A 26,214-nucleotide genomic window follows, 5' to 3' on the forward strand; every position below is an offset into this window, starting at 1 on the left:
CTGGAGCCGACTCCGTCGGTGAAAGGAACAAACGAATCTTCGGATTCAAAATTGACATCTTAAATGATGCCAGCAAGAAACTCGAGCTACTCGAATTTCTCTATTATGGAGAGTTTGATCCTGGCTCAGGACGAACGCTGGCGGCGTGCCTAATACATGCAAGTCGAGCGAATTGACGGGAGCTTGCTCCCTGATATTAGCGGCGGACGGGTGAGTAACACGTGGGCAACCTGCCCTGCAGATGGGGATAACTCCGGGAAACCGGGGCTAATACCGAATAATCAGTTCCTCCGCATGGAGGAACTCTGAAAGACGGTTTCGGCTGTCACTGCAGGATGGGCCCGCGGCGCATTAGCTAGTTGGTGGGGTAATGGCCTACCAAGGCGACGATGCGTAGCCGACCTGAGAGGGTGATCGGCCACACTGGGACTGAGACACGGCCCAGACTCCTACGGGAGGCAGCAGTAGGGAATCTTCCACAATGGACGAAAGTCTGATGGAGCAACGCCGCGTGAGCGAAGAAGGTTTTCGGATCGTAAAGCTCTGTTGCGAGGGAAGAACAAGTACGGGAGTAACTGCCCGTACCTTGACGGTACCTCGTCAGAAAGCCACGGCTAACTACGTGCCAGCAGCCGCGGTAATACGTAGGTGGCAAGCGTTGTCCGGAATTATTGGGCGTAAAGCGCGCGCAGGCGGTCCTTTAAGTCTGATGTGAAAGCCCACGGCTCAACCGTGGAGGGTCATTGGAAACTGGAGGACTTGAGTACAGAAGAGGAAAGCGGAATTCCACGTGTAGCGGTGAAATGCGTAGAGATGTGGAGGAACACCAGTGGCGAAGGCGGCTTTCTGGTCTGTAACTGACGCTGAGGCGCGAAAGCGTGGGGAGCAAACAGGATTAGATACCCTGGTAGTCCACGCCGTAAACGATGAGTGCTAAGTGTTAGGGGGTTTCCGCCCCTTAGTGCTGCAGCTAACGCATTAAGCACTCCGCCTGGGGAGTACGGCCGCAAGGCTGAAACTCAAAGGAATTGACGGGGACCCGCACAAGCGGTGGAGCATGTGGTTTAATTCGAAGCAACGCGAAGAACCTTACCAGGTCTTGACATCCCGCTGACCGGTGTAGAGATACGCCTTTCCCTTCGGGGACAGCGGTGACAGGTGGTGCATGGTTGTCGTCAGCTCGTGTCGTGAGATGTTGGGTTAAGTCCCGCAACGAGCGCAACCCTTGATCTTAGTTGCCAGCATTCAGTTGGGCACTCTAAGGTGACTGCCGGTGACAAACCGGAGGAAGGTGGGGATGACGTCAAATCATCATGCCCCTTATGACCTGGGCTACACACGTGCTACAATGGACGGTACAAAGGGTTGCAAACCCGCGAGGGGGAGCCAATCCCATAAAACCGTTCCCAGTTCGGATTGCAGGCTGCAACTCGCCTGCATGAAGCCGGAATCGCTAGTAATCGTGGATCAGCATGCCACGGTGAATACGTTCCCGGGTCTTGTACACACCGCCCGTCACACCACGAGAGTTTGTAACACCCGAAGTCGGTGGGGTAACCCTTACGGGAGCCAGCCGCCGAAGGTGGGACAGATGATTGGGGTGAAGTCGTAACAAGGTAGCCGTATCGGAAGGTGCGGCTGGATCACCTCCTTTCTAAGGATAATTACGGAATATGAACCTAGGGTTCATACGTTGACGTTTTGCGTTCAGTTTTGAAGGTTCATCTTTCATGATGACTTCAAAACTTGTTCTTTGAAAACTGGATAAAACGACATTGAAGCAACAAAACATCAAGTAATCAACCGAGTCGATCACGTAGTGATTGAACGATACTTTTTTAACGATTGCCAACGTATATCGCTATACAATGGTAGTCAACCAACGGTCTCAAGACGCATTTAATGTGTCGAAAGCCGTATAAAGGTTAAGTTAGAAAGGGCGCACGGCGGATGCCTTGGCACTAGGAGCCTATGAAGGACGGCACTAACACCGATATGCTTCGGGGAGCTGTAAGTAAGCTGTGATCCGAAGATTTCCGAATGGGGAAACCCACTGCCCGTAATGGGGCAGTACGTTCACGTGAATACATAGCGTGAACGAGGCACACCCGGAGAACTGAAACATCTAAGTACCCGGAGGAAGAGAAAGAAACATCGATTCCCTTAGTAGCGGCGAGCGAAACGGGAAGAGCCCAAACCAGGAAGCTTGCTTCCTGGGGTTGTAGGACACTCTATACGGAGTTACAAAGGGGCGGATTAGACGAAGAGGCCTGGAAAGGTCCGCCATAGCGGGTAATAGCCCCGTAGTCGAAAGTCCGACCCCTCCAGAGTGGATCCTGAGTACGGCAGAACACGTGAAATTCCGTCGGAATCCGGGAGGACCATCTCCCAAGGCTAAATACTCCCTAGTGACCGATAGTGAACCAGTACCGTGAGGGAAAGGTGAAAAGCACCCCGGAAGGGGAGTGAAAAAGAACCTGAAACCGTGTGCCTACAAGTTGTCAGAGCCCGTTAATGGGTGATGGCGTGCCTTTTGTAGAATGAACCGGCGAGTTACGATTCCATGCAAGGTTAAGCAGCGAATGCGGAGCCGCAGCGAAAGCGAGTCTGAATAGGGCGAATGAGTATGGGGTCGTAGACCCGAAACCAGGTGATCTACCCATGTCCAGGGTGAAGGTAAGGTAACACTTACTGGAGGCCCGAACCCACGTACGTTGAAAAGTGCGGGGATGAGGTGTGGGTAGCGGTGAAATTCCAATCGAACCTGGAGATAGCTGGTTCTCTCCGAAATAGCTTTAGGGCTAGCCTCAAACGAAAGAATCTCGGAGGTAGAGCACTGTTTGGACTAGGGGCCCATCCCGGGTTACCGAATTCAGACAAACTCCGAATGCCGATGATTTATGTTTGGGAGTCAGACTGCGGGTGATAAGATCCGTAGTCGAGAGGGAAACAGCCCAGACCGCCAGTTAAGGTCCCCAAGTATCCGTTAAGTGGAAAAGGATGTGGCGCTGCCCAGACAACCAGGATGTTGGCTTAGAAGCAGCCACCATTTAAAGAGTGCGTAATAGCTCACTGGTCGAGTGGCGCTGCGCCGAAAATGTACCGGGGCTAAACGGATCACCGAAACTGCGGATTGACACCTATGGTGTCAGTGGTAGGAGAGCGTTCCAAGGGCGTCGAAGCTAGACCGTAAGGACTGGTGGAGCGCTTGGAAGTGAGAATGCCGGTATGAGTAGCGAAAGAAGGGTGAGAATCCCTTCCACCGAATGCCTAAGGTTTCCTGAGGAAGGCTCGTCCGCTCAGGGTTAGTCGGGACCTAAGTCGAGGCCGAAAGGCGTAGACGATGGATAACAGGTTGATATTCCTGTACCACCTCCCCGCCGTTATCAGCAATGGGGGGACGCAGAAGGATAGGGTGAGCGCGCTGTTGGTCATGCGCGTCCAAGCAGTGAGGTGTGGAACGAGGCAAATCCCGTTCCTATAACATTGAGCTGTGATGGCAAGGGGAATTATCCCCGGAGTCCCTGATTTCACACTGCCAAGAAAAGCCTCTAGCGAGGCGGGAGGTGCCCGTACCGCAAACCGACACAGGTAGGCGAGGAGAGAATCCTAAGGTGATCGAGAGAACTCTCGTTAAGGAACTCGGCAAAATGACCCCGTAACTTCGGGAGAAGGGGTGCTCTGGTAGGGTGTTAAAGCCCGAGAGAGCCGCAGTGAATAGGCCCAGGCGACTGTTTAGCAAAAACACAGGTCTCTGCAAAACCGTAAGGTGACGTATAGGGGCTGACGCCTGCCCGGTGCTGGAAGGTTAAGAGGAGAGGTCAGCGCAAGCGAAGCTTCGAATTGAAGCCCCAGTAAACGGCGGCCGTAACTATAACGGTCCTAAGGTAGCGAAATTCCTTGTCGGGTAAGTTCCGACCCGCACGAAAGGCGTAACGATCTGGGCACTGTCTCAACGAGAGACTCGGTGAAATTATAATATGCGTGAAGATGCGCATTACCCGCGACAGGACGGAAAGACCCCGTGGAGCTTTACTGTAGCCTGATATTGAATTCCGGTGCAGCCTGTACAGGATAGGTAGGAGCCTTGGAATCCGGAGCGCCAGCTTCGGAGGAGGCAATGGTGGGATACTACCCTGGCTGTATTGGACTTCTAACCCTTGCCCGTGATCCGGGCAGGAGACAGTGTCAGGTGGGCAGTTTGACTGGGGCGGTCGCCTCCTAAAGTGTAACGGAGGCGCCCAAAGGTTCCCTCAGAATGGTTGGACATCATTCGTAGAGTGCAAAGGCATAAGGGAGCTTGACTGCGAGACCTACAAGTCGAGCAGGGTCGAAAGACGGGCTTAGTGATCCGGTGGTTCCGCATGGAAGGGCCATCGCTCAACGGATAAAAGCTACCCCGGGGATAACAGGCTTATCTCCCCCAAGAGTCCACATCGACGGGGAGGTTTGGCACCTCGATGTCGGCTCATCGCATCCTGGGGCTGTAGTCGGTCCCAAGGGTTGGGCTGTTCGCCCATTAAAGCGGTACGCGAGCTGGGTTCAGAACGTCGTGAGACAGTTCGGTCCCTATCCGTCGCGGGCGCAGGAAATTTGAGAGGAGCTGTCCTTAGTACGAGAGGACCGGGATGGACACACCGCTGGTGTACCAGTTGTCTTGCCAAAGGCATCGCTGGGTAGCTATGTGTGGACGGGATAAATGCTGAAAGCATCTAAGCATGAAGCCCCCCTCAAGATGAGATTTCCCATTACATTTGTAAGTAAGATCCCTCAAAGAAGATGAGGTGGATAGGTCCGGGGTGGAAGCGTGGCGACACGTGCAGCTGACGGATACTAATCGATCGAGGACTTAACCTTAAGTTATTTAAGTACGGTTGAACTTGACGTTCAGCGACAATGTTGGTTTTATCTAGTTTTGAACGAACAAGCATCGTTCATACATAGTCTGGTGACGAAGGCGAAGAGGTCACACCCGTTCCCATACCGAACACGGAAGTTAAGCTCTTCAGCGCCGATGGTAGTAGGGGGCTTCCCCCTGTGAGAGTAGGACGTCGCCGGGCAAAGGCCATCCCCTGTGGGGGGTGGTTTTTTTGTGTTTAAAAAACCAGCTCTATATTGTTTAGTATGGGACTCGGTGCTTTTCCGCGTCCAAAGGGGCAGTGTGCCGCGTCCAAAGCAAGCCCACCCGCGTCCAAACAGTACCGCTTCACGTCCAAAGCAGCAGTCCTACGTCCAAAGGGCATGACTCCGCGCCCAAAGTAAGCCATTCCACGTCCAAAGAGACCCGTTCCACACCCTAAGAAAGCCCTCATATCTCTTCTAAAAATCGTCCTCTGCCAAAGGAAGCGCACCTATCATTCATTAATTTCATAGATCAATACATCAAATAATTCTGCATTAGTATAAAGCAATATAGCCCATTCCCCTGCCTTAGGAATGTGTACGTTGGAAGGGGCGTGTGCATCTGCTCCGTTATTCGGTCCTGCAAGACCTGTCGTCCAACCTGATGTTAAGACTGGATGGACAGTGCCAGTATCTCTATGGAGGCCGACGACCGTTAGATTGGTTGCCCAAGGATCTTCAATCCCCCAAAGATGCCACATCCACTTTTGTTTTGTATTGATGCTTGGCATATCGGCACCAATCACACCTGATTTATTTTCATTTCCAATAATATTGCGGTTGAATGTAACGGCTTTTTTATCCCAATCGATTTTCTCTAAATCACCCACTGCTACAAAGTCTGGTGTATCTTCAGGAAAAATGAACTCGCTTTCAACTGATTCATTTGCGGAGCAGCCGATGAGTAGAATAAGCATGCTTAAAACAATGAACCCCCATGGCTTGTAATTCAAAAAAATCCCTCCTTCACAGATTCTCTTGCACTATTAATTGTACCAACTTTCAAACATTAATTGTTTATTTATGCGCGTTTATATTGATTTATGAGATTTTATTTAGATTTATGCGTTTCTAATTTGATTTATGAGTAAAAATTAAAATTTATGCGTTTTTAGATCGCTAACAAGTGTTTTTCGTCCGTTTATAAAGGAAATTATCCTACCATCACAATAAAAAACCTCTCTTAGAGACTTATCTTGTCGCTATTGCTTAAAGACTATGAGTAGTTCATGATTAGGATAATAGACACTGAAGGGGTGCATTGATGGGACGTATTACTATCTTGGTCTTTGCAGAGAGAATGGGGGAGTGGGGATGAAAAGTTTCTCTTTGTTTTTATTTTCGTTAGTCAGGGTTTTGATGCTTGTCATTTTAAGCGGTTATTTTCTGCAGATGGTGGAAGCCGACGGGGATTTCCGAACGATTTATATTATTTTTGCCATTCCCGTTTTTATTGTTAGCCATTTCATTCAGATGTCAAATGTTCGCATGAATGTCAGGGTGGTATGCTCTTCCGTTGACTTCATTATGATTTCCGGATTCGGTTTTTTATTTCCGGAGAGCGGTTATTTGTATTTGATCTTTTTTGGCGTTCTGTCTACGACTGTATTCTTAATGTATGAAAATAAAAAGCTTCTTGGACTTCTTTCAGGGTTGTTCTTTGCCGTATGGGTCATAATTAGTTTACAAATCTATGCGCAAACGAGCGTATTTTCACTTTCGAGCAATATCGTGAATGGGATGTTCGTCTTTTACGGTGCTTTTGTCGGAAGCCTCATCCGGAATTTCCGTAATGCAAAAGAGACGATATCTGTTCAATATGGGCAGTTGAATGAATCTCATGAAGCTTTGCAGGCTGTGCACAAGCAGTTGCGGGAGTATGCGGAGCAAGTTGAGCAGTTGACGGTCATTCGGGAGAGAAATGAAATTGCTAGGGAAATACACGATACAGTTGGCCATAAAATGACGGCACTCGTTGTCCAGCTGCAGGTGGCCCATGAAATGGCAGAGAGGGATGCAGGAAAAGCGAAAGAAGTGATTGCTGTCTGTGAGCAGTTGACGCGCGATTCCCTTCATGAGCTGCGGGTGTCTGTCAGGACATTGAAAGAGGATGGTCGGGGAATGTCATTTCACGAAGTTCTACAGGAGCTGCTGGATGAGTTTTCTGCCATGACGCAAATGGAAACGAGTCTATCATTGAACAGTGATTCTTCCGCCATTCCCTCGCCCTTGCAACCGACGATTAAACGGGTTGTCCAGGAAGGGTTGACGAATGCGAAGAAGCACGGGAATGCCGGTGTTTGCCTAGTGGATATTCAAGTAGAAAATACTGAAATCCGTCTAACGATTAAGGACGATGGTATTGGACAGAAGAATATTCATCCGAATTTCGGTTTGATCAACATGAAGGAACGGGTTGCGGAGCATGGGGGCTCATTTGCAATTCGAAGCGAGGAAGGGGAAGGTTTTAGGATCTATATCACCTTTCCAATCGAACAGGAAGAAGTGGGGGTGTCGGTATGATAAAAATCATGATTGTCGACGACCAGCCTCTGGTACGTGAAGGGCTCGGCACATTGCTTGGCTTGCGGCCCGGAATAGAAGTCGTCGGGATGGCCGAGGATGGGACAGATGCATTGAATAAAGCGTTGCTGCTTCACCCGGATATCGTGTTAATGGATATACGGATGCCTAAAACAAATGGGGTTGAAGGGACGAAGTTGATCAAGGAAAGGCTGCCAGATGTGAAAGTATTAATATTGACGACGTTCAATGACAGTGCATTTGTGTTCGATGCGCTCGGGGAAGGGGCGAGCGGATATTTGTTGAAGGATATGCCGACGGATACGATCGCTCAAGCCATCCTGACCGTCCATCATGGCGGTGTCGTGCTTCCGAAAGAGTTTACGTCACAAGTGTTGCCGGAGCTACGGATGAAAAGCCATGATAAGCCTGCTGAATTTCCGGACGAACTAGGGGAGCTGTCGGATCGGGAAAGGGAGGTTCTCATGCATTTAGGGCAAGGGTTGAACAATAAGGAAATTGCCGACACGTTGTTCATTACAGAAGGGACGGTCAAAAACCATGTCTCCAACGTCATTCAAAAGCTCGGGCTCCGTGACCGTACACAGGCAGCCATATTTGCCGTACGGTACGGCATTACAATTTTTTAATACCACTTATTTCATAACACACTATGCAAAACGGCACATTGGTGTCGTTTTTTTTATGTCCGAAAATCTATCGCACGCTCGATGAAAGAAAAATGGCTAAAACGTAAGATGAGAGTAAGGAGGGGCTGTCATGCTTACAGTTGCGGACGTGAAAAAGAGCTATCAATCAAAAGAGGTGATTAGAGGAATTTCGCTTGAAGTAAGGGAAGGAGAATCATTCGGGTTGCTCGGTCCGAATGGTGCTGGGAAGTCAACGCTGATTTCGATGATTTGCGGACTGATTCCATCGAGTGGCGGTGAAATACGGATAGGCGGAAAGCTCGTTGGCAAGCATTTACGGGAGATTAAACAGCTCATCGGCATGGTTCCTCAAGACATTGCACTTTACCCAACGATGTCGGCGCTCGAAAATCTCATGTTCTGGGGGAAGATGTACGGTCTATCCGGCAAAAAAGCGAAAGTGCGTGCGGAGGAAGTGTTGGAAACCGTCGGGCTCACGGAGCGCGCAAAGGATAGGATTGAAACCTTTTCGGGCGGAATGAAGCGGAGGATTAATATTGGGGCGGCACTCATGCACGAACCGCAGCTGCTCATTATGGATGAACCGACAGTGGGCATCGACCCCCAATCCCGAAATCACATTTTGGAAACGGTCAAACGATTGAACGAACAAGGGTTGACGGTCATCTATACGAGTCACTACATGGAAGAAGTGGAGTACCTTTGCAGGCGGATCGCCATTATCGACGAGGGGAAACTGATTGCAAGCGGAACGAAGAAAGATCTGGCCAATCGATTGGCAGGAGGAAGCGTGCTGAAGCTGGCGGTCGAATCAGCGGAAACCTCATTCATTGAAAAGCTGAAGACGTTGGACGGGATTGAAAAGGTCATCACGAAGCCCGACGGTGAAATCCACCTGCATATGGAATCCGAGACGGAATTGCTGTCGGCTGTTATCGGGCTTGCAAGCCGATTGAATATACAAATACACAATATGCAGCTCGCGGAATCCAATTTGGAGACGTTATTCCTCCAATTGACGGGACGGACATTACGTGAATAGGGGTGGGCGGAATGAAGAGCCTATTGATTGCCGGTAAAGACGTCAAAATCCTCGTAAAGGACCGGAAAGCGCTGCTCATGATGATTGTTATGCCGATCGTGTTGACAGCGATACTCGGTTCCGCGCTGAAAGGAGTCATGGGAGGGGGAGGGATGCCTGAAACGGTATTGGGGGTTTATTCGAACGGCGCGAATGCGTGGGCGACATCTATCCTCCGTTCACTGGAAGATGAAGCGCTCGCCATAACAGTGGAGCAGGCATCGACGGAGAAACAGCTGCATGAATGGATGGAGAAAGGGCGAGTGGATGTGGGAGTACTTATCCCGTCCGATTGGGGAGACGCATCAGGTGAAGGGCGTGCGGTCATTTTACCGGCTGCTGGACACGAATCCGAAGCAACAATCATCCGGCAGATTTTTGACACGTATGCCGAGACAGCGGACGCCGTCGCCGTTTCGACGGAGCTTCTGATGACAGAGGCGGCTACCATCTCCGCAGCTGGTGGAGAGGTAGATATGCAGTCGTTGCACGAGCGGATTGCCGAATCGATGCAGTCGATTATAAATGAGCCGAGGGACTACGTGGAGGAAACATCCGTCGGGGAACAATCAGTGAGCGCGATGCAATACTATGCCGCTGCGATGGCGGCAATGTTCCTTCTATTTAATGCAATGACAGGCGGAAAGTCATTCCACAAGGAGCGACAGACAGAGACGATGGCAAGGCTAATAATGACGCCGACTTCTGTCCGTTCCATTCTTATTGGGAAGTTCATTGGAACATTCCTCTTCGCTTTCTTCCAGTTCACCATTTTCATGACGGTTACACATTATCTATTGAAGGTCGACTGGGGCACGAACAGTTTGCAGACATTCTTTATCGCCGTCTGTTACTGCATCGCTGTTTCCGGCCTGTCAATGGTGATGGCCGTCTTTACGACGGATGAGAAAATGGCAGACGTTGTCGGAAGCATGGGGATTCAAATTTTGGCATTGCTTGGCGGCTCGATGTTGCCGTTATCGGTATTTCCGGAAGTTTTACGGAATATCGCGTTATTGACGCCGAATTCGTGGGCGCTGACAGGTTTCACGTCCGTCATGTCCGGTACAGCCTGGTCTGCTCTATGGCTGCCTGCGGGAACGTTGCTGCTTATTGGCGGCATAGCGACCTTAGTCGGTTCGTTCAGATTAAAGCTTCATTCGTTATAGGAGGGGTGGATGATGAAGAGGATTGCAACGATTTGTCTATTTGAAATGAAACGGACATTTAAAAAGAGATCGGCTTACGTCATGATGTTTGCCATGCCGCTATTATTCACTTTCATTTTCGGAGCGTTATTCGGATCAGGCTCGGAGAAGAAATGGCGTTTAGCGCTTGTCGATGAAGACCGGACCCCTTTCTCAGAACAGGTCGTAAAGCGGCTAATGACGAATGAAATGATCACATTCGAACCGGTAGGAGAGGAACAGGCGAAGGAAATGCTCGCGGGGCAAGAAGTGCAAGGGGTAGTCACAATCGGAAAAGACGTTGCTGAAAAGTTTCTAAGTAAGCAGCAGGCCATCCATCTTCAGTTTTTGCCAGGAACGACGGCTGCACCCTTGATTGAACAACAGATCATTCGAACCATTCAAGGCATCGACATCTATTTTGCAGCAGCACAGGTAGGAAGTTTTTATCTGCAGGAAGACTGGGAATCAATCTTTGACAGACTTACCGCGAATGACGGCCAGATCCATGCATGGACCGAGCAAGGCTCAATTTCTCGGCAGGCTGGAATGACCGGTATTTCGTACAGCTCGGCAGGATTTGCCATCATGTTTGTCATGATGATGATGCTATCCATGACAGGTATATTGATTGAGATGAGGCAGACGGGAATCTGGTCGAGATTGTTCCTGACACCCGCTACGAGAATAGAAATACTGGCCGGTTATTTCCTTACATTTTTCCTCGTAGGGTGGATTCAGTTTTTCCTTCTCATCGTCCTTTCCTCGGTCCTGTTCGGCGTAGAGTGGGGAGATCCAATTGGTTTGTTAGCCCTGATCACTTCGCTGCTCCTATGTGTCGTCGGACTTGGCATTGCCATCGCAGGCTTTGTAAAGACGGCTGAGCAGCAAAATGCGATCGGCACATTAGTAATCATTTCGACTTGTATGCTTGGCGGCGTCTATTGGCCTATCAGCATGGTGCCGGACATGATGCAGAAAATCGCCAATTTCGTCCCACAGGCGTGGGCAATGGAAGGATTTACGGAGCTCATTATGGAAGGCGGCGCTGTCGGAGATATCATGACGTCAAACTTCGTATTGCTCGGCTTTGCCGCTGTGTTCCTTTCCATCGGATTGTCGAGAATGAGATATGTGTAAGGCCGGGTCCCCCTCGGCTTTTTTCATTTCCTAGAAGGAGTTTTCACCCTTAGTTATGCGACTTCCTTTATAATGGAGACAAAGGAAGTGTGAATCGTAATGAATGAACAGACAAAACCGCTTGTTCAAGCACTGAGCCAATTCAAGGAAAAGCGGCCGATCTCCTTTCATGTCCCAGGACATAAAAACGGTTTACTGTCCGGCTTACCGGAAGAAATGCAATCCGTGTTGCAATACGACATGACGGAATTGGAAGGGCTGGATGATTTGCATGAGCCGTCTGGAGTGATCCTTAAAGCGGAGCAGCGGCTTTCGGCTCTGTATCAATCCGACCGGAGCTTCTTTCTCGTCAACGGCTCAACGGTCGGCAATTTGGCGATGATGTACGCGGCATGCAGACCCGGCGACACGGTCATCGTGCAGCGGAATGCACATAAATCGATCTTCCATGCGATTGAATTGACGGGCGCCAAGCCGGTCTTTGTGTCACCCGCATGGGATGCCCATTCGAATACGCCGGGTGCTGTCCGTTTTGCACGGGTGAAGGAGGCGATTGAAGCCTATCCTCATGCCAAGGCGGTCGTCCTGACATATCCGACTTACTATGGTGTGGCAGGGGCAGAGCTTGCGGACATCATTCAATTCAGCCATTCAAAGGGAATTCCCGTTTTGGTGGATGAAGCGCATGGAGCCCATTTTGTCGCAGGAGGCGCATTTCCGCAATCCGCATTGGAGCTAGGGGCGGACGTCGTTGTACATTCTGCCCATAAAACATTGCCCGCTATGACGATGGCATCGTTTTTACATATGAGGTCGACAATCATCTCGCCTGAAAGGATAGCGCATTATTTGGGCATGCTCCAATCGAGCAGTCCGTCCTATTTGCTTATGGCGTCCCTCGATGATGCACGGGCGTATGCCGAGTCCTATACGAAGGAAGACCAAGCCGATTTTTTGGAAAATCGCCAAACCTTCATCGACAACCTGATTACCATTCCGGCATTGCAAATCGTCGAAACGGACGATCCATTGAAGCTATTGCTGCGAGTTCAGGGCTATACAGGGTTTGAACTGCTTGCAAGACTTGAAGCGGAAGGTATTTTTGCTGAACTTGCCGACCCGTTCCAAGTGCTACTCGTTCTGCCGTTGCTGAAAAAGGGTATAGAGTACCCATTCAATGAAAGCGTGCAAAAGATTGCCATTGCGGTGGCCAGCTTGCCGATCGAGAGAGGGCAGGAAATCAATGAGTCGATTCCGGAAGATAAAGGGCTCTCTACGCTGACTTATCTCCCGCAAGAACTTCTTGGGCGAGACACTGAATGGAAAACGATTGAAGAGTCTGTCGGTCATGTGGCGGCAGCTTCCATTATTCCTTATCCGCCTGGCATCCCGCTGCTCATCGGAGGGGAAACAGTTACGGAGCGGCATGTCACGTCGCTTTTACAATACTTGCAAATGAATGCGAAATTTCAAGGAGCCATTCGGGCAAATGATAGACAAATACAAGTAATCATCGATTGACGGAGGCATACTATGTTAAATAAAGGGATATTTATTACCTTTGAAGGTCCCGAAGGTGCAGGAAAAACAACTGTGATTGCAGAAATATATAAGAGACTGGAGAAGGAAGGAAAAAAATCGATCCTTACCCGCGAACCGGGAGGCATCCGTATCTCGGAGAAAATCCGCAACATCATCCTCGACAACGAGCATCAAGAGATGGATGGCAGGACGGAAGCACTCCTCTACGCGGCAGCCCGCCGTCAACATCTCGTCGAGAAGATCATCCCGGCAATGAAGGAAGGGAAAATCGTCCTTTGCGACCGTTTCGTCGACAGCTCCCTTGCGTACCAAGGCTATGCACGTGGGCTCGGGATGGACGAAGTGATGTCCATCAACGCATTTGCGATTGGGGAGACAATGCCGGATCTAACCATTTATTTCGACATTTCGCCTGAAGAAGGGTTGCGGAGGATTTCGCAAAACGACGGACGGGAGCAAAACCGTCTGGATAATGAAACATTGCAGTTCCATGAAAAAGTTTACGAAGGCTATCAATTGCTGCTGAGACAGTACCCAGACCGCATCGTCAGTACAGACGCAAGCAAGCCGTTGTCAGAAGTAACTGAAAATGTTTGGAAAATTATAAGTTCTCAACTCATTTAAAAACAGGTTTCATGATATAATGTAGTAGGGGGCTTTTAGCTTCTCGACTTGGAAAACGACTGTTTATTAATAAGTATGTTATGTTGATTGGAACGCAGGGCGGCGACTCCTGTGGAAAAAGCGTCAGTTGAAGACCCCGCAACGAAGCGAAGCGTAGTGAGGAGGCTGAAGCGACGCCCACGGAAAGCGTCCGCCCGGAGTGGAAATCAACAGTTATGGCAATATAATATAAAAAGCTAAAAGGAGAGGGTACCGTGAAATTGATTGTGGCAGTTGTACAGGACCAAGATAGCAACCGCTTGTCTGCGGCTTTGACGAAAAATGACTTTCGTGCTACGAAACTAGCCAGTACTGGAGGGTTTCTGCGGTCGGGGAACACGACTTTCCTCATCGGAACGGATGATAGCCTCGTTCCGAAAGCTTTAGAATTGATTCGTGAAAATTGCCGTTCGCGCGATCAGATGGTCGCTCCTGTTTCACCAATGGGCGGCAATGCCGACTCTTATATCCCATACCCTGTAGAAGTGGAAGTGGGCGGCGCGACGGTGTTTGTCTTGCCGATTGAACAATTTCATCATTTTTGATGAAATGAGGTGATGTAGAAATGAAAGTGAATGGAGAGTACCGGACCGGGCCCGATAAGCTCAGGAATGATCCATTGCGCTCGACGCAAGGGAACGCCCGGTTCGGTCAAATGGTTCTGAAACAGGAAGAACGCTTGCACGGCGAACAGATTACAAAACTTCTTGGAGACATTTCTTCGGCAGGGGACCGTCTTGCCCGTTCACGGAATTTACGAGATATGGCAAAGTTCAAAATGCTCGTCCGACGTTTTCTGAAGGAGTCGGTTGAATCTGGGATGGGGTTGAAACAATCTCATACGTGGAATCAGTTCGGCGAAGGACGAAGATTGAAGATTGTCCAGACGATTGATGAGAAGCTCATTGAATTGGCGGAAGCTTTATTGGATGACGAACAGACGTCTGTCGAGTTATTAGGGAAAATTGGGGAGATCAAAGGACTCCTCGTCAATATATATAGATGACCCGTGTATTTACACGTTTTTTGGAGCAAGGAGGTACAAGCAAGCATGGAAGGCACGGAGAATGGCATCAAGCGAAGGCAAAAGGCCGTCATCGATAGACTGGAAGCGACCTACCGGAATAACCGGATTGGCCATGCGTATCTATTTGATGGCGAGGCGGGCACTGGAAAAGAAGAGGCAGCCGTCCATTTTGCGAAGCTCTTGCTTTGTGAAAAGCCTGAAAATGCTGTTCCATGTGAAACATGTCGCAATTGCAGACGGGTTGCGTCAGGAAATCACCCGAATGTGACGAAGATTGAACCGGATGGACAAGACATCAAGAAAGAGCAGATGTCTTCGTTGATTATGAAAATGACGCGAAAAGGGTATGAGCCGGGACGTAAAATGTATATCATTTCCCGCGCAGACCGGATGAATGTGGCAGCTGCCAATACGCTGCTGAAGTTTTTGGAAGAACCTGAAGGGGAAGTGACAGCAATACTTCTGACCGATTCCTATCAGTCGATTCTTCCGACGATCCAATCCAGATGCCAGCGCGTCAGCTTCCTTCCCCCGCGGAGGGAAGAGATGATTGCTAAATTGACCGATGCAGGGATTACCGCATCAATGGCTGCGACGGTTACGATGATGACAGCGGATATCGAGCAAGCGAAACAGCTTGCGGAGAATGATCAATTTGCACACATGCGAAAGACAGTGTTAAAATTGATTGAAGCATCAGATCGCAATGTAAATGAAGCGCTTCTATTCATCCAATCGGAATGGTTGCCGGCAATGAAAGAGAAGGAAGACGTGGAACGTGGTCTTGACTTGCTTCTCTATGCGTACCGTGATATCGTCTCGATGAAAGCCGGGTTGCAATCGGAATTGACGTTTCCCGATCAGCAGCAAATTTTCCGTGGTCTATCGATGAAGATGACTTACAGCCGGCTATCGGCCAATATGGAAGCGATTCTACAAGCGAAGAAAAAGCTGTACGGCAATATGAACCGCACGCTTTTAATGGAACAGCTGGTGCTCAATTTGCAGGAGGGGTTAACGCTTGTATAAAGTTGTAGGTGTCCGCTTTAAAAAAGCGGGTAAGATATATTATTTCGATCCTCTCGATTATCCGCTTGATGTCGGTGATTATGTCATCGTCGAAACAGCCCGGGGAATCGAGTACGGAAAAGTCGCTAGTCCTGTGAGGGAAGTCGATGAAAATGACGTCGTCTTGCCACTTAAGAAAATCATCCGCAAGGCGCTTGTCGAAGACCAGATCCAAGTGGATGAAAACCGTGCGGATGCTGAGCAGGCATTCGGTAAATGTGTCGAGAAGATACGGGAACATGAGCTGGACATGAAGCTCGTCGATGTGGAATACACGTTTGATCGCAATAAGATCGTCTTTTATTTCACAGCGGAAGGACGGGTCGATTTCCGGAATCTCGTAAAAGATCTTGCCGCTATTTTCCGAACACGCATCGAATTGCGTCAAATCGGCGTCCGTGATGAGGCGAAAATGCTTGGAGGAATCGGACCGTGCGGAAGAATGCTCTGCTGTTCGACATTCCTGGGCGACTTTGAACCTGTATCCATCAAGATGGCGAAGGATCAGAACCTGTCACTCAACCCATCCAAAATCTCCGGATTATGCGGCCGCCTCATGTGTTGCCTGAAATACGAAAATGATGAATATGAAGAGGCCAAAGCCCTTATGCCCGATATCGGGGAGCGAGTTCAGACACCTGAAGGGCCAGGGAAAGTGGTCGGCTTGAATTTACTCGAGCGAATTTTGCAAGTGAATTTGGCAGATCAGGAGCAGGTCCTGGAATATTCATGGGAAGAAATAGAGAGTCGAAAAAGCTCGGTAGCTCAATTGACGAAATGATGGGGTGAAATAGTTGAAAGAAGGGAACTTTCTCGACAGAGTGATGGAGTTTGAGCAGCAGCTCGAAGCCATGCATGAGCAATTCCGGGAACTTATTGGATTTGTCGCGAAGATGACGGAAGAGAACCACTCACTTCAACTGGAAAACCATCATCTCCGGACGCGGCTTGAAGAATTGACTGACAAAACTCAATTGATGGATGAAAAACGGCCGCCTGAGAAGCCCCACAGAGTCGATATCGGCGAAGGGGTGGACAACCTGGCCAGGATATATAATGAAGGATATCACGTCTGCAATGTCCATTACGGAAGCAGTCGTAAAGGGGAAGATTGCTTGTTCTGCCTATCCTTCCTGAGCAAACAGAATGCTTAAGATGAGCCGATCCTATACTTATGTAGGCATCGGCTCTTTTCTATTGACTGGAGGAGAATACATTGGAGGATTTATTGAAAGAAGACGAAAGGCTGGACTATTTACTAGCGGAAAACTTGCGAATCATTCAAAGCCCCTCTGTCTTTTCATTTTCGCTCGATGCCGTCCTGCTAGCAAAATTCGCGTATGTACCGATCCGTTCGGGTAAAATTGTCGATTTATGCGCAGGCAACGGGGCAATCCCGCTTTTTCTAAGTGCACGGACAAATGCTGACATTATTGCGGTTGAACTGCAGGAGAGGCTTGCGGATATGGCACGAAGAAGTGTCGGTTATAATGGATTAGATGATCGGATAACAATTTTGAATGACGATGTGATCGGAATTGCTAGGAAAATCGGCTTTGAAAAATATGACACAGTCACTTGCAATCCGCCCTATTTCCCCGCTATCGAAGCGAGTGAGAAAAACTTGAAGGAGCATGTCGCGATTGCAAGGCATGAAATCCGACTAACGCTTGAACAAGCCGTACAGTCCGCCAGTGAGCTGCTGAAGCAAGGCGGGAAAGCGGCATTCGTCCATCGGCCCGGCAGGCTGCTAGATATTGTGACGGCAATGCGTGCGAACAGGCTTGAACCGAAAAGGATCCGTTTCGTATACCCGAAGGAAGGCAAAGAGGCAAACACATTATTAATTGAAGGAATAAAGGACGGCAAGCCGGATTTGAGAATACTGCCGCCTCTCTACGTATATGGCAATGACGGGCAGTATACCGAAGAAGTGAGGCATTTATTATATGGACAAGACGAATGAGCATCTGTTCTATGTCCTAGAATGCAATGACGGCTCCTACTATGCGGGCTATACAAATGATTTGGAAAAGCGAATCCGTACCCATAATGAAGGAAAGGGCGCAAAATATACGCGTTCTAAGCTTCCGGTTCGTCTCATCTACAAGGAAAGCTATGAAACGAAGCGGGCCGCGATGCAGGCTGAATATCAGTTCAAGCAATTGACACGGTTGGCAAAGGAACGTTATATGAGGAAGGGGCAAAGTATGAATGAAATCACAGAAAAGCGTTGAAGCAGGTTCCGCAAAGCTATTTCTTGTCGGAACGCCGATCGGCAATTTGGAGGACATGACATTCCGTGCGATCCGTATCTTGCAGGAAGCGGATATGATAGCTGCGGAAGATACGAGGAACACGATCAAGCTTTGCAACCACTTCGATATAAAAACACCTCTCATGAGCTACCATGAGCATAATATCGAGAAAGGCGGGGAGAAAATCCTGTCTTTATTGGCGGAAGGGAAGACGGTCGCCTTGGTGAGTGATGCCGGGATGCCATGCATTTCAGATCCGGGGAATGATATTGCTATGAAAGCGATTGAAGAAGGTTTCGATGTCGTTCCGGTCCCCGGAGCTAACGCTGCCATCAGTGCATTGGTCGCTTCCGGACTTCAGACGCAGCCGTTTTCCTTCTTCGGATTCCTATCGAGGCAGAAAAAGGAACGCAACGAGCAATTACGGAAGCTCAAGCAAAAGGAGGAGACATTGCTTCTGTATGAAGCTCCCCATCGTCTGAAGGAAACGGTCAAGGCTCTGGCGGAAACATTTGGCGGATCCCGTCAAGTCGTGTTGGCTAGGGAGTTGACGAAACGGTATGAGGAGTTCCTCCGGGGAACGCTTGAGGAAGCCCTTTCTTGGGTGGAATCAAATGAAATTAGAGGGGAATTTTGTATCGTCATAGCAGGGAATGAGGATATGGAAGAAGAGACTGAAAAATGGTGGAATGATATAAGCATCGATTCTCATGTAGAGATGGTGATCGAGAAGGAAGGCGTTTCATCGAAGGAAGCAATCAAGGTAGTGGCGGCGGAAAGAGGAATGTCCAAAAGGGATGTCTACCAGGAGTACCATGTGAATAGGAATTCATAATAAAAATCCAGAACAATTATTCGTTCTGGATTCATATTATTATTGCGATGATAATATTATTTTATCTTCTCTTCGATCTCTTTAATGAGTTGTCTAGCACCATCTTGGCTTAAAATCAGCTTTCCATCAATAAGTTGCAAGTTATTGTCGGACACTTCACCTGTGATGGAACAAGTCATATTTGGCATGTATTTCTTCAAGATAATTTTGTCATCATCGACATAGATTTCTAAAGCATCTTTCTGCTCAATTCCTAGGGTACGACGAAGCTCGATTGGAATGACAACACGGCCAAGTTCGTCGACTTTTCTAACGATTCCTGTAGATTTCATGACAAGAATTCCTCCTAAACGATTTAAATTTTCGTCAAAATTCGACATATTTCTCTTGTCTATCAAATATCATACCAAGTCTTCCATTTAACGTCAATAAATCTCGCTGATTATTATGTGTAGAATAATAGATTTTTTTAAAAAACGGGACTTTTGATGTTTGGGATTCTCTAAGTCTGTGGGGTATTAAGTAGCCAATAATGAGAGATATTAGGGAAATAGAAGCGATAGATGAATTGAGCATTAATAAGGAAATTTGAAAACGAGCGAATGATTGCGTTTATGCGCAGTTGGAGCGGTCTATGAGTGTTTTTATGCGCTTATGCGTACCTGAGCGTGTTTATGAGCATTTTAGACGATTTATGCTTTTTTCAAGGGATTTATCCGTCTAATAACGATTTTATGCGTGTCTACATAGCACTTTTGTTGAAATTTAAGTAATATGGTTAGTATAGATTGAAACACAGGAGGTATTTTGGTGGCTGAACAACGAAAAACTTTTTATATTACGACTCCTATTTATTACCCGAGCGGGAAATTTCATATAGGAACTGCTTACACGACCGTTGCTTCGGATGCGATGGCCCGCTATAAAAGATTGCGTGGATATGACGTGCACTTCCTAACAGGAATGGACGAGCACGGACAGAAAATCCAGGAGAAGGCAGAAGAAGAAGGTCTTCCGCCGCAGCAATACGTAGATCAAATCGCGGATATCGCGATCGATTTATGGAAAACGATGGACATCTCTTATGATGACCTCATTAGAACGACGGAGGAACGCCACAAAGCGGCCGTCGAAAAGATTTTCAAAAAATTCCTCGATAATGGCGACATTTACAAAGGCGAGTATGAAGGCTGGAAATGTGTCCCATGTGAATCCTATTTCACAGAGGCTCAGCTTGAAGATGGCAATTGTCCGGACTGTCATCGCCCAGTGGAAAGGGTTTCAGAGGAGTCATACTTCTTCAATATGCAAAAGTACGCAGACAGGCTTCTGCAATTTTATAATGACAACCCGAATTTCATCGAACCGGAATCCCGTAAAAATGAGATGATCAATAACTTCATCAAACCGGGGCTTGAAGACTTATCCGTATCCCGTATGTCATTCGACTGGGGCATTAAAGTACCTGGAGATCCGAAACATGTCATTTACGTGTGGGTCGATGCATTGACGAACTATATTACGGCACTCGGGTACGGTTCCGATGATGAATCGTTATTTAAGAAATACTGGCCGGCAGACGTGCATGTCGTCGGGAAGGATATCGTCCGCTTCCATACGATTTATTGGCCGATTTTCCTCATGGCGCTTGATCTGCCATTGCCGAAAAAAGTTTTCGCCCACGGCTTCATCATGATGAAAGACGGTAAAATGTCGAAATCGAAAGGGAATGTCGTCTACCCTGAAATGCTTGTCGAGCGTTACGGCTTGGACGCTACACGCTATTTCCTCCTTCGGGAATTGCCGTTCGGACAAGACGGGACATTCTCCCCTGAATCATTCGTGGAGCGGACGAATTACGACTTGGCCAATGACCTAGGCAACTTGTTGAATCGGACAGTATCCATGATCAATAAATATTTCGCCGGCGTCATACCGACTGAAGGGCTTGAGCCGACGGAATTCGACAGTGTTCTGCGTGACTTCACGGCAAACGCGATTGAAAAATATGAAGCTTCAATGGAGAAGATGCAATTTAGCGTCGTCCTTTCGGAGCTATGGACCATTATTTCCCGTACGAATAAATATATTGATGAAACATCTCCTTGGGTTCTTGCGAAAGATGAATCGGACAAAGGGAAATTGGCGTCCGTCATGGCTCACCTTGCCGCATCGCTCCGCCAAATTGCAGTTCTCTTACAGCCGTTCATGACGAAGGCGCCGATTCAAATCATCGAACAGCTCGGGTTGGATAAAACGATGCTTGCATGGGACACATTAGGTAATTTTGAGGCAATTCCTGAAGGGACGAAAGTTGTGGAGAAGGGGATTCCGATTTTCCCTCGTCTAGATCCGGAAGTAGAAATCGTCTATATCCGTGATCAGATGGCAATTACAGCGCCGCAGGAAAAGCAGGAGGAAGAGCCTGTCAAAGCCGAAGAGGAAACAGAAGAGATCACGATCGATGATTTCATGAAAGTCGATTTGCGTGTTGCAACCGTGACAGCATATGAAAAGATGCCGAAAGCGGACAAGCTATTGAAGCTACAAGTCGATTTGGGGTACGAACAGCGGCAAGTCGTCTCGGGCATCGCCGAGCATTATGAACCGGAAGCTCTGATTGGCGAGAAAGTAATTGTTGTCGCAAATTTAAAACCCGTAAAATTACGTGGCGAATTGTCACAAGGGATGATATTAGCTGGAAAATCCAATGGAGTTCTCAAGTTGGCGACAGTAGATCCGACATTGGAAAACGGTGCGCAAGTGAAGTAAATGCAGTAAAGGCAGTAGACGGCGTTTCTTATAGAGACGCCGTCTTTATCTTTTAACCGATTTGTTACCATACTGTAACGTAAGACATAAACCATTGAAATAGAATGGAGCTTGTGAGGAGAGACGCAAAATGTATATCGATACTCATGTTCATTTAAATGCAGACCAATACGAAGAAGACGTTAAAGAAGTCATACAACGCGCAATTGACGCGGGGGTCGAAAAAATGGTCGTTGTCGGCTTTGATCGTGTAACGATCGAGAAGGCAATGGAGTTGGCAGAGCAATATCCGTTCATTTACGCTGTCGTCGGCTGGCATCCTGTAGATGCTATCGATTGCACCGACAAAGATCTGGAATGGATCGAATCGTTAGCGGCACATCCGAAAGTCGTCGGCATCGGGGAAACCGGTTTGGATTATTATTGGGACAAATCACCGAAGGACGTTCAGCAAGAATTGTTCCGGAAGCAGATCCGGCTTGCGCAAAAAGTCGACCTTCCCGTCATCATCCACAATCGCGACGCAACCGGGGATGTCGTCAGGATATTGAAGGAAGAGGAGGCCCACATTACGGGTGGCATTATGCACTGCTACGGCGGCAGCGTCGAGACTGCGAAAGAGTGCATTGATATGAATTTCCTCATATCCCTTGGCGGCCCTGTCACCTTCAAAAATGCAAAAATGCCGAAGCAAGTCGCAACAGACATTCCTTTGGATCATTTATTGATTGAAACGGATGCTCCTTACCTTGCTCCCCACCCTCATCGCGGAAAACGGAATGAGCCGGCGCTCGTCACGCTCGTGGCGGAGGAAATTGCCAGTCTAAAGGACATTCCAGTTGAAGAGGTGGCAAAGAGAACGACCGAAAATGCTTTAAGGATATTCCGTATTTCGAAATAATATGAAGGTGATTGTACGGCTTCCCGACTGGATTCATCCGTCCTCAGTGAAAAGACTGGAGATTCTATAAGTTGACACGTCGAATTGGAAGCTTTATAATTTGCCGAGTGATAAAGGAGGAGTTTTTTCATGACAAAAAATACCATGAAAAATCTGTTCTCGATGTCATTGAGGAGTAAACGAATAGCAATTTTTTCTATAGCATTTGCGTTATTCGTTTCAATCATTTCACTTGTTCTTTACGAAGGATCTAAGAAATCGGTCACACTACATGTGAACGATGAGCAAATTGAAATAAAAACATCTGCACATACAGTTGGGCAACTTCTATCCAGCGAGGATTTCGAAGTTGCCGAACACGATTTAGTAACACCCTCAGTGAATACCACGATCGAGGAAGGATTATCGATCAGGTGGGAACAGGCAAAGCAAGTAGAGATTCAAACAGGCAAGGAAACTGAAAAGGTTTGGACGACTGATCGGAAAGTCGGCGATATTTTAGCCAAGGCCGACATCAAGCTTTCGGAGCATGATAAGGTCACGCCAAATCCAGATGAAAGTCTCGGAGAAGATCTGCGCATCAATGTTCAAAAAGCGTTCCAATTGACGCTTATCGATGGCGGGAATGAGAAACAAATGTGGTCCACTTCGACTACGGTCGCTGACTTTTTAAAGAAAGAGAACATTCAATTGAATGAACATGACAAGCTGAACCGGAAGGCTGACGGATTCGTGAAGCCAGGTTCCATAGTTGAAGTCATACGAGTGGAAAAGGTCACCGATGTAGTGGAAGAACCAACAAATTTTGCGGTTGTAACGAAGAGCGATGCCAAATTGCTAAAAGGACGGGAAAAGGTTGTCCAAGAAGGCAAAAAGGGATCTGTTGAACGCAAGTTTGAAATTGTCAAAGAGAATGGCAAGGAAGTATCTCGTACGTTATTGAATGAAAGAGTCATTCAGGAACCGCAAAAGAAAATTGTTGCGGTCGGTTCCAAAGTGGTAATGGCAAGCGCCGTCAAGAAAAAATCCAATGTCGCAGTATCTCGCGGCAGCTCGGCAGCACCTTCCGGCGGGAAGGAATTTTACGTAACCGCTACTGCCTATACAGCGCACTGTAACGGCTGCACAGGGAAAACAGCAACAGGCATAGACTTGAGGGCCAATCCGAATCTGAAAGTCATTGCCGTAGATCCTAGTGTCATCCCGCTCGGCTCCAAAGTTTGGGTTGAAGGATACGGATACGCAGTCGCAGGAGATACCGGCGGAGCGATAAAAGGGAAGAAGATCGACCTTCATGTACCGACAAAGGCGGCAGCGTACAATTTCGGTCGCCGCACAGTGAAAATCAAAGTGATCGACTAATTCCATAGCAATCATTTTATTTCCACATCCATCCGTGGGGCTTAACCAGTCCCACGGATTTTTTCATCTTTCTAAGGTATCTATAATTGGTAAGGATTTAGGGGATTTGAGTGGAAGGCGGTGACTCCTGCGAACGCCGTTACGAAGAACGGCATTTGCGAGCATAAGCGAAGCGTTGGGAGCAGGATATTGCGGGATGCGGCTGCCTTAATTTCTACAAAATACGCAGAAATACGGCAAATCGAATCCTTCGCTGTTCGATTGGAAAGCGTCCGCCTGGAACGGAAACCCAGTAGTTGGTGATTATAAGCGGCTCGCCTGTACAATAGCCGCTTCAACACGTAAAATTAAACAAACGTAACCTAACGAAATGAGGGTCACAGTGAAAATAAAAGAAATAATTGTCGTAGAGGGAAAATCCGATACAGTCGCAATCAAAAGGGCGACAGGGGCTGATACGATCGAGACAAACGGATCGGCGATTGACGAAAAGACATTGGACCGGATTCGACTCGCCCAAGAAACGCGAGGGGTCATCGTATTCACCGATCCCGATTTTCCAGGCAGAAGGATTCGTTCCATTATCGAAGAGCGGATTCCGGGAGTAAAGCACGCATTTCTGCATAAATCGAAAACAATCGCGAAAAACGGGCAAGGACTTGGCATCGAGCATGCGAAAGATGAAGATATCCAAAAAGCGTTGGAAGCGGTCTATTCCGTCGATGTCCAACCCGTTGAGGAAATCCCTTTGCGGTTGCTGTTGGATGAAAGGCTTATTGGCCATCCCGACGCGAAAAAACGGCGTGACCGGCTCAGCGAACTACTGCAAATCGGACAAGTGAACGGCAAAGGATTGAAAAAGAGACTTGAAATGTTCCGGATTGGGCAACATCAATTAATGGAGGCATTGAAAGTCCTGCACGAGGAGGATGGCCATGAATAGGGATATCGCAACACCTATTAGAACAAAGGAAATTTTGGAGAAGCACGGGTTTTCATTCAAAAAGAGCCTAGGGCAAAACTTTTTGATCGACCCAAATATTTTACGTAACATCGTTTCGCATGCCGGGTTGACGGACAAGACGGGCGTCATCGAAATCGGTCCAGGAATCGGGGCGTTGACGGAGCATCTAGCACGGTCGTCGGCCAAGGTCGTCGCATTTGAAATTGATGGGCGCCTGCTGCCCGTGTTGGAAGATACGTTATCACCGTATGACAATGTCACGATCATCAATCAGGACGTGCTTGAGGCAGATTTGAATAAAGTTGTCGAGGAACAGTTCAGTGGATTTGATGACATTGTCGTCGTTGCCAACCTCCCTTATTACGTTACGACGCCGATCATCATGAAATTCCTGCTTGGTAAAGTTCCGATCCGGGGCATGGTGATCATGATGCAAAAGGAAGTGGCAGATCGCATCACAGCATCCCCAAGTACGAAAGCGTACGGATCTCTATCGATTGCGGTGCAATATTACATGGATGCCGAAGTTTCGATGATTGTGCCGAGGACGGTGTTCATCCCGCAGCCGAATGTCGAATCAGCGGTGTTGAAGCTGACAAAAAAAGCAGAGCCGCCAGTAGAAGTGATAGATGAAGACTTCCTATTCGAAGTGGCAAGGGGTTCGTTCGTCCAAAGGAGAAAAACGTTGCTCAACAATCTGCAATCTTCCTTGCCTGACGGAAAGGCGAAGAAAGAACAGATTCTCGAGGCATTCGAGCGGATCGGCATGGATTCCGGCAGGAGAGGCGAAACATTATCCATCGAGGAATTTGGGAAATTGTCGAACGCTTTGTATTCCGATTTCAAAAAGTCATGACAAATAGGGCGTTTCTTGGCTTAAACAATCGATAATAGCGAAAAAAGAATTGACAACGATAAGGTTTTACTGATAAAATTCTTCTTTTAATTGACAGAACTTTTTAAAAGTGTTATACTTGTATCCAGTGAGGTGTAAGCGACGTGCCAAAAACATTAGCGGACATTAAGAAGTCATTGGATGCTCACTTGGGGAAACGTTTGCACTTAAAAGCAAACGGAGGCCGTAAGAAAACGATTGAACGTGCCGGAATCCTTCGTGAGACGTATCGGGCAGTTTTTGTTGTTGAACTGGACCAGGATGAAAATGCTTTTGAAAGGGTGTCTTACAGCTACGCGGATATTTTGACTGAAGCAGTCGAAATAACAGTTCTGGATGACGGAGACGAAACTGCGCTCATCGTCAAATAGTCTTTAAAGCAATCATGCATTGTTTTTTATTAAAATGCCTATGCATTCCTAC

General features: G+C 48.0%; 23 protein-coding genes and 3 rRNA genes. 24 read left to right on the forward strand and 2 right to left on the reverse strand.

Features of this window, described 5'->3' with window-relative positions; all coding sequences use genetic code 11:
* Nucleotides 1–102 precede the first annotated feature (102 nt).
* The 3 genes from NIT04_RS18710 to rrf all read left to right on the forward strand — a co-directional run bounded on the left by NIT04_RS18710 (nt 103) and on the right by rrf (nt 5,060).
* Nucleotides 103–1,654, forward strand: a 16S ribosomal RNA gene (locus tag NIT04_RS18710).
* A 269-nt stretch (nt 1,655–1,923) separates the two neighbouring features.
* Nucleotides 1,924–4,857 (forward strand): 23S ribosomal RNA (locus NIT04_RS18715).
* An 87-nt stretch (nt 4,858–4,944) separates the two neighbouring features.
* A 5S ribosomal RNA gene (gene rrf / locus NIT04_RS18720) occupies nt 4,945–5,060 on the forward strand.
* Together the 16S, 23S and 5S rRNA genes form the textbook arrangement of a ribosomal RNA operon.
* 294 nt (nt 5,061–5,354) lie before the next feature.
* Here the strand turns inward: rrf and NIT04_RS18725 are convergent.
* Nucleotides 5,355–5,855 carry a DUF4871 domain-containing protein gene (locus NIT04_RS18725; RefSeq protein WP_252505000.1) on the reverse strand — a complete coding sequence of 167 codons (501 nt, stop codon included), beginning with the start codon at nt 5,853–5,855 and terminating at the stop codon, nt 5,355–5,357.
* A 361-nt stretch (nt 5,856–6,216) separates the two neighbouring features.
* On the opposite strand from NIT04_RS18725, the gene NIT04_RS18730 reads away from it, so the two are divergent.
* The 15 genes from NIT04_RS18730 (at nt 6,217) to rsmI (ending at nt 18,897) form a co-directional block, all read left to right on the forward strand.
* Nucleotides 6,217–7,425, forward strand: a complete 1,209-nt coding sequence (locus NIT04_RS18730) for a sensor histidine kinase (RefSeq protein ID WP_252505001.1) — start codon at nt 6,217–6,219, stop codon at nt 7,423–7,425.
* Nucleotides 7,422–8,075: a response regulator transcription factor gene (locus NIT04_RS18735; protein WP_252505002.1), complete on the forward strand. Its 654-nt coding sequence runs from the start codon at nt 7,422–7,424 to the stop codon at nt 8,073–8,075. The genes NIT04_RS18730 and NIT04_RS18735 overlap by 4 nt, the downstream gene beginning before the upstream one ends.
* A gap of 130 nt (nt 8,076–8,205) precedes the next feature.
* Nucleotides 8,206–9,138: an ABC transporter ATP-binding protein gene (locus tag NIT04_RS18740; RefSeq protein WP_252505003.1), complete on the forward strand. Its 933-nt coding sequence runs from the start codon at nt 8,206–8,208 to the stop codon at nt 9,136–9,138.
* Nucleotides 9,139–9,149: 11 nt separating this feature from the next.
* Nucleotides 9,150–10,346 carry an ABC transporter permease gene (locus NIT04_RS18745; protein ID WP_252505004.1) on the forward strand — a complete coding sequence of 399 codons (1,197 nt, stop codon included), beginning with the start codon at nt 9,150–9,152 and terminating at the stop codon, nt 10,344–10,346.
* Between the two features lie 12 nt (nt 10,347–10,358).
* Nucleotides 10,359–11,504, forward strand: a complete 1,146-nt coding sequence (locus NIT04_RS18750; protein WP_252505005.1) for an ABC transporter permease — start codon at nt 10,359–10,361, stop codon at nt 11,502–11,504.
* A gap of 99 nt (nt 11,505–11,603) precedes the next feature.
* The gene (locus tag NIT04_RS18755; RefSeq protein ID WP_252505006.1) at nt 11,604–13,025 is read left to right on the forward strand and encodes an aminotransferase class I/II-fold pyridoxal phosphate-dependent enzyme; all 1,422 of its coding nucleotides are present in this window, start codon (nt 11,604–11,606) and stop codon (nt 13,023–13,025) included.
* A 12-nt stretch (nt 13,026–13,037) separates the two neighbouring features.
* Nucleotides 13,038–13,670: a dTMP kinase gene (gene tmk / locus NIT04_RS18760; RefSeq protein WP_252505007.1), complete on the forward strand. Its 633-nt coding sequence runs from the start codon at nt 13,038–13,040 to the stop codon at nt 13,668–13,670.
* A 254-nt stretch (nt 13,671–13,924) separates the two neighbouring features.
* Nucleotides 13,925–14,254, forward strand: coding sequence for a cyclic-di-AMP receptor (locus tag NIT04_RS18765; RefSeq protein ID WP_060206001.1), 330 nt, complete (start codon nt 13,925–13,927; stop codon nt 14,252–14,254).
* 20 nt (nt 14,255–14,274) lie between these two features.
* Nucleotides 14,275–14,715 (forward strand): YaaR family protein, encoded by a 441-nt coding sequence (locus tag NIT04_RS18770; protein ID WP_252505008.1) that lies wholly within the window; start codon nt 14,275–14,277, stop codon nt 14,713–14,715.
* A 45-nt stretch (nt 14,716–14,760) separates the two neighbouring features.
* Complete coding sequence (gene holB, locus NIT04_RS18775) at nt 14,761–15,765, forward strand: DNA polymerase III subunit delta' (RefSeq protein ID WP_252505009.1); 1,005 nt, start codon at nt 14,761–14,763, stop codon at nt 15,763–15,765.
* On the forward strand, nt 15,758–16,585 hold the full coding sequence (locus tag NIT04_RS18780; RefSeq protein ID WP_252505010.1) for a stage 0 sporulation family protein: 828 nt from the start codon (nt 15,758–15,760) through the stop codon (nt 16,583–16,585). The genes holB and NIT04_RS18780 overlap by 8 nt, the downstream gene beginning before the upstream one ends.
* Before the next feature lie 13 nt (nt 16,586–16,598).
* Nucleotides 16,599–16,958 carry a DNA replication initiation control protein YabA gene (yabA, locus tag NIT04_RS18785; protein ID WP_060205993.1) on the forward strand — a complete coding sequence of 120 codons (360 nt, stop codon included), beginning with the start codon at nt 16,599–16,601 and terminating at the stop codon, nt 16,956–16,958.
* 62 nt (nt 16,959–17,020) lie between these two features.
* Nucleotides 17,021–17,770, forward strand: a complete 750-nt coding sequence (locus NIT04_RS18790) for a tRNA1(Val) (adenine(37)-N6)-methyltransferase (protein ID WP_252505011.1) — start codon at nt 17,021–17,023, stop codon at nt 17,768–17,770.
* Nucleotides 17,754–18,041, forward strand: a complete 288-nt coding sequence (locus tag NIT04_RS18795) for a GIY-YIG nuclease family protein (protein WP_252505012.1) — start codon at nt 17,754–17,756, stop codon at nt 18,039–18,041. The genes NIT04_RS18790 and NIT04_RS18795 overlap by 17 nt, the downstream gene beginning before the upstream one ends.
* Complete coding sequence (gene rsmI / locus NIT04_RS18800; protein ID WP_252505013.1) at nt 18,019–18,897, forward strand: 16S rRNA (cytidine(1402)-2'-O)-methyltransferase; 879 nt, start codon at nt 18,019–18,021, stop codon at nt 18,895–18,897. Before NIT04_RS18795 ends, rsmI begins: the two co-directional genes overlap by 23 nt.
* A gap of 56 nt (nt 18,898–18,953) precedes the next feature.
* On the opposite strand, the gene NIT04_RS18805 is transcribed toward rsmI, so the two are convergent.
* Nucleotides 18,954–19,229: an AbrB/MazE/SpoVT family DNA-binding domain-containing protein gene (locus tag NIT04_RS18805; protein ID WP_252505014.1), complete on the reverse strand. Its 276-nt coding sequence runs from the start codon at nt 19,227–19,229 to the stop codon at nt 18,954–18,956.
* Nucleotides 19,230–19,707: 478 nt separating this feature from the next.
* On the opposite strand from NIT04_RS18805, the gene metG reads away from it, so the two are divergent.
* The 6 genes from metG (at nt 19,708) to veg (ending at nt 26,162) form a co-directional block, all read left to right on the forward strand.
* Nucleotides 19,708–21,669, forward strand: a complete 1,962-nt coding sequence (gene metG / locus NIT04_RS18810; protein ID WP_252505015.1) for a methionine--tRNA ligase — start codon at nt 19,708–19,710, stop codon at nt 21,667–21,669.
* Between the two features lie 130 nt (nt 21,670–21,799).
* Nucleotides 21,800–22,570: a TatD family hydrolase gene (locus NIT04_RS18815; RefSeq protein ID WP_252505016.1), complete on the forward strand. Its 771-nt coding sequence runs from the start codon at nt 21,800–21,802 to the stop codon at nt 22,568–22,570.
* Nucleotides 22,571–22,699: 129 nt separating this feature from the next.
* Complete coding sequence (locus tag NIT04_RS18820) at nt 22,700–23,932, forward strand: G5 and 3D domain-containing protein (protein ID WP_252505017.1); 1,233 nt, start codon at nt 22,700–22,702, stop codon at nt 23,930–23,932.
* Between the two features lie 382 nt (nt 23,933–24,314).
* The gene (gene rnmV / locus NIT04_RS18825; RefSeq protein WP_252505018.1) at nt 24,315–24,875 is read left to right on the forward strand and encodes a ribonuclease M5; all 561 of its coding nucleotides are present in this window, start codon (nt 24,315–24,317) and stop codon (nt 24,873–24,875) included.
* Complete coding sequence (gene rsmA, locus NIT04_RS18830; RefSeq protein ID WP_252505019.1) at nt 24,868–25,752, forward strand: 16S rRNA (adenine(1518)-N(6)/adenine(1519)-N(6))-dimethyltransferase RsmA; 885 nt, start codon at nt 24,868–24,870, stop codon at nt 25,750–25,752. Before rnmV ends, rsmA begins: the two co-directional genes overlap by 8 nt.
* Nucleotides 25,753–25,895: 143 nt before the next feature.
* Nucleotides 25,896–26,162: a biofilm formation stimulator Veg gene (gene veg, locus NIT04_RS18835; protein ID WP_252505020.1), complete on the forward strand. Its 267-nt coding sequence runs from the start codon at nt 25,896–25,898 to the stop codon at nt 26,160–26,162.
* The last annotated feature ends 52 nt before the right edge of the window (nt 26,163–26,214 follow it).

The sequence above is a fragment of the Sporosarcina sp. Marseille-Q4943 genome (assembly GCF_943736995.1).
In the GTDB taxonomy this organism is placed as follows: domain Bacteria; phylum Bacillota; class Bacilli; order Bacillales_A; family Planococcaceae; genus Sporosarcina.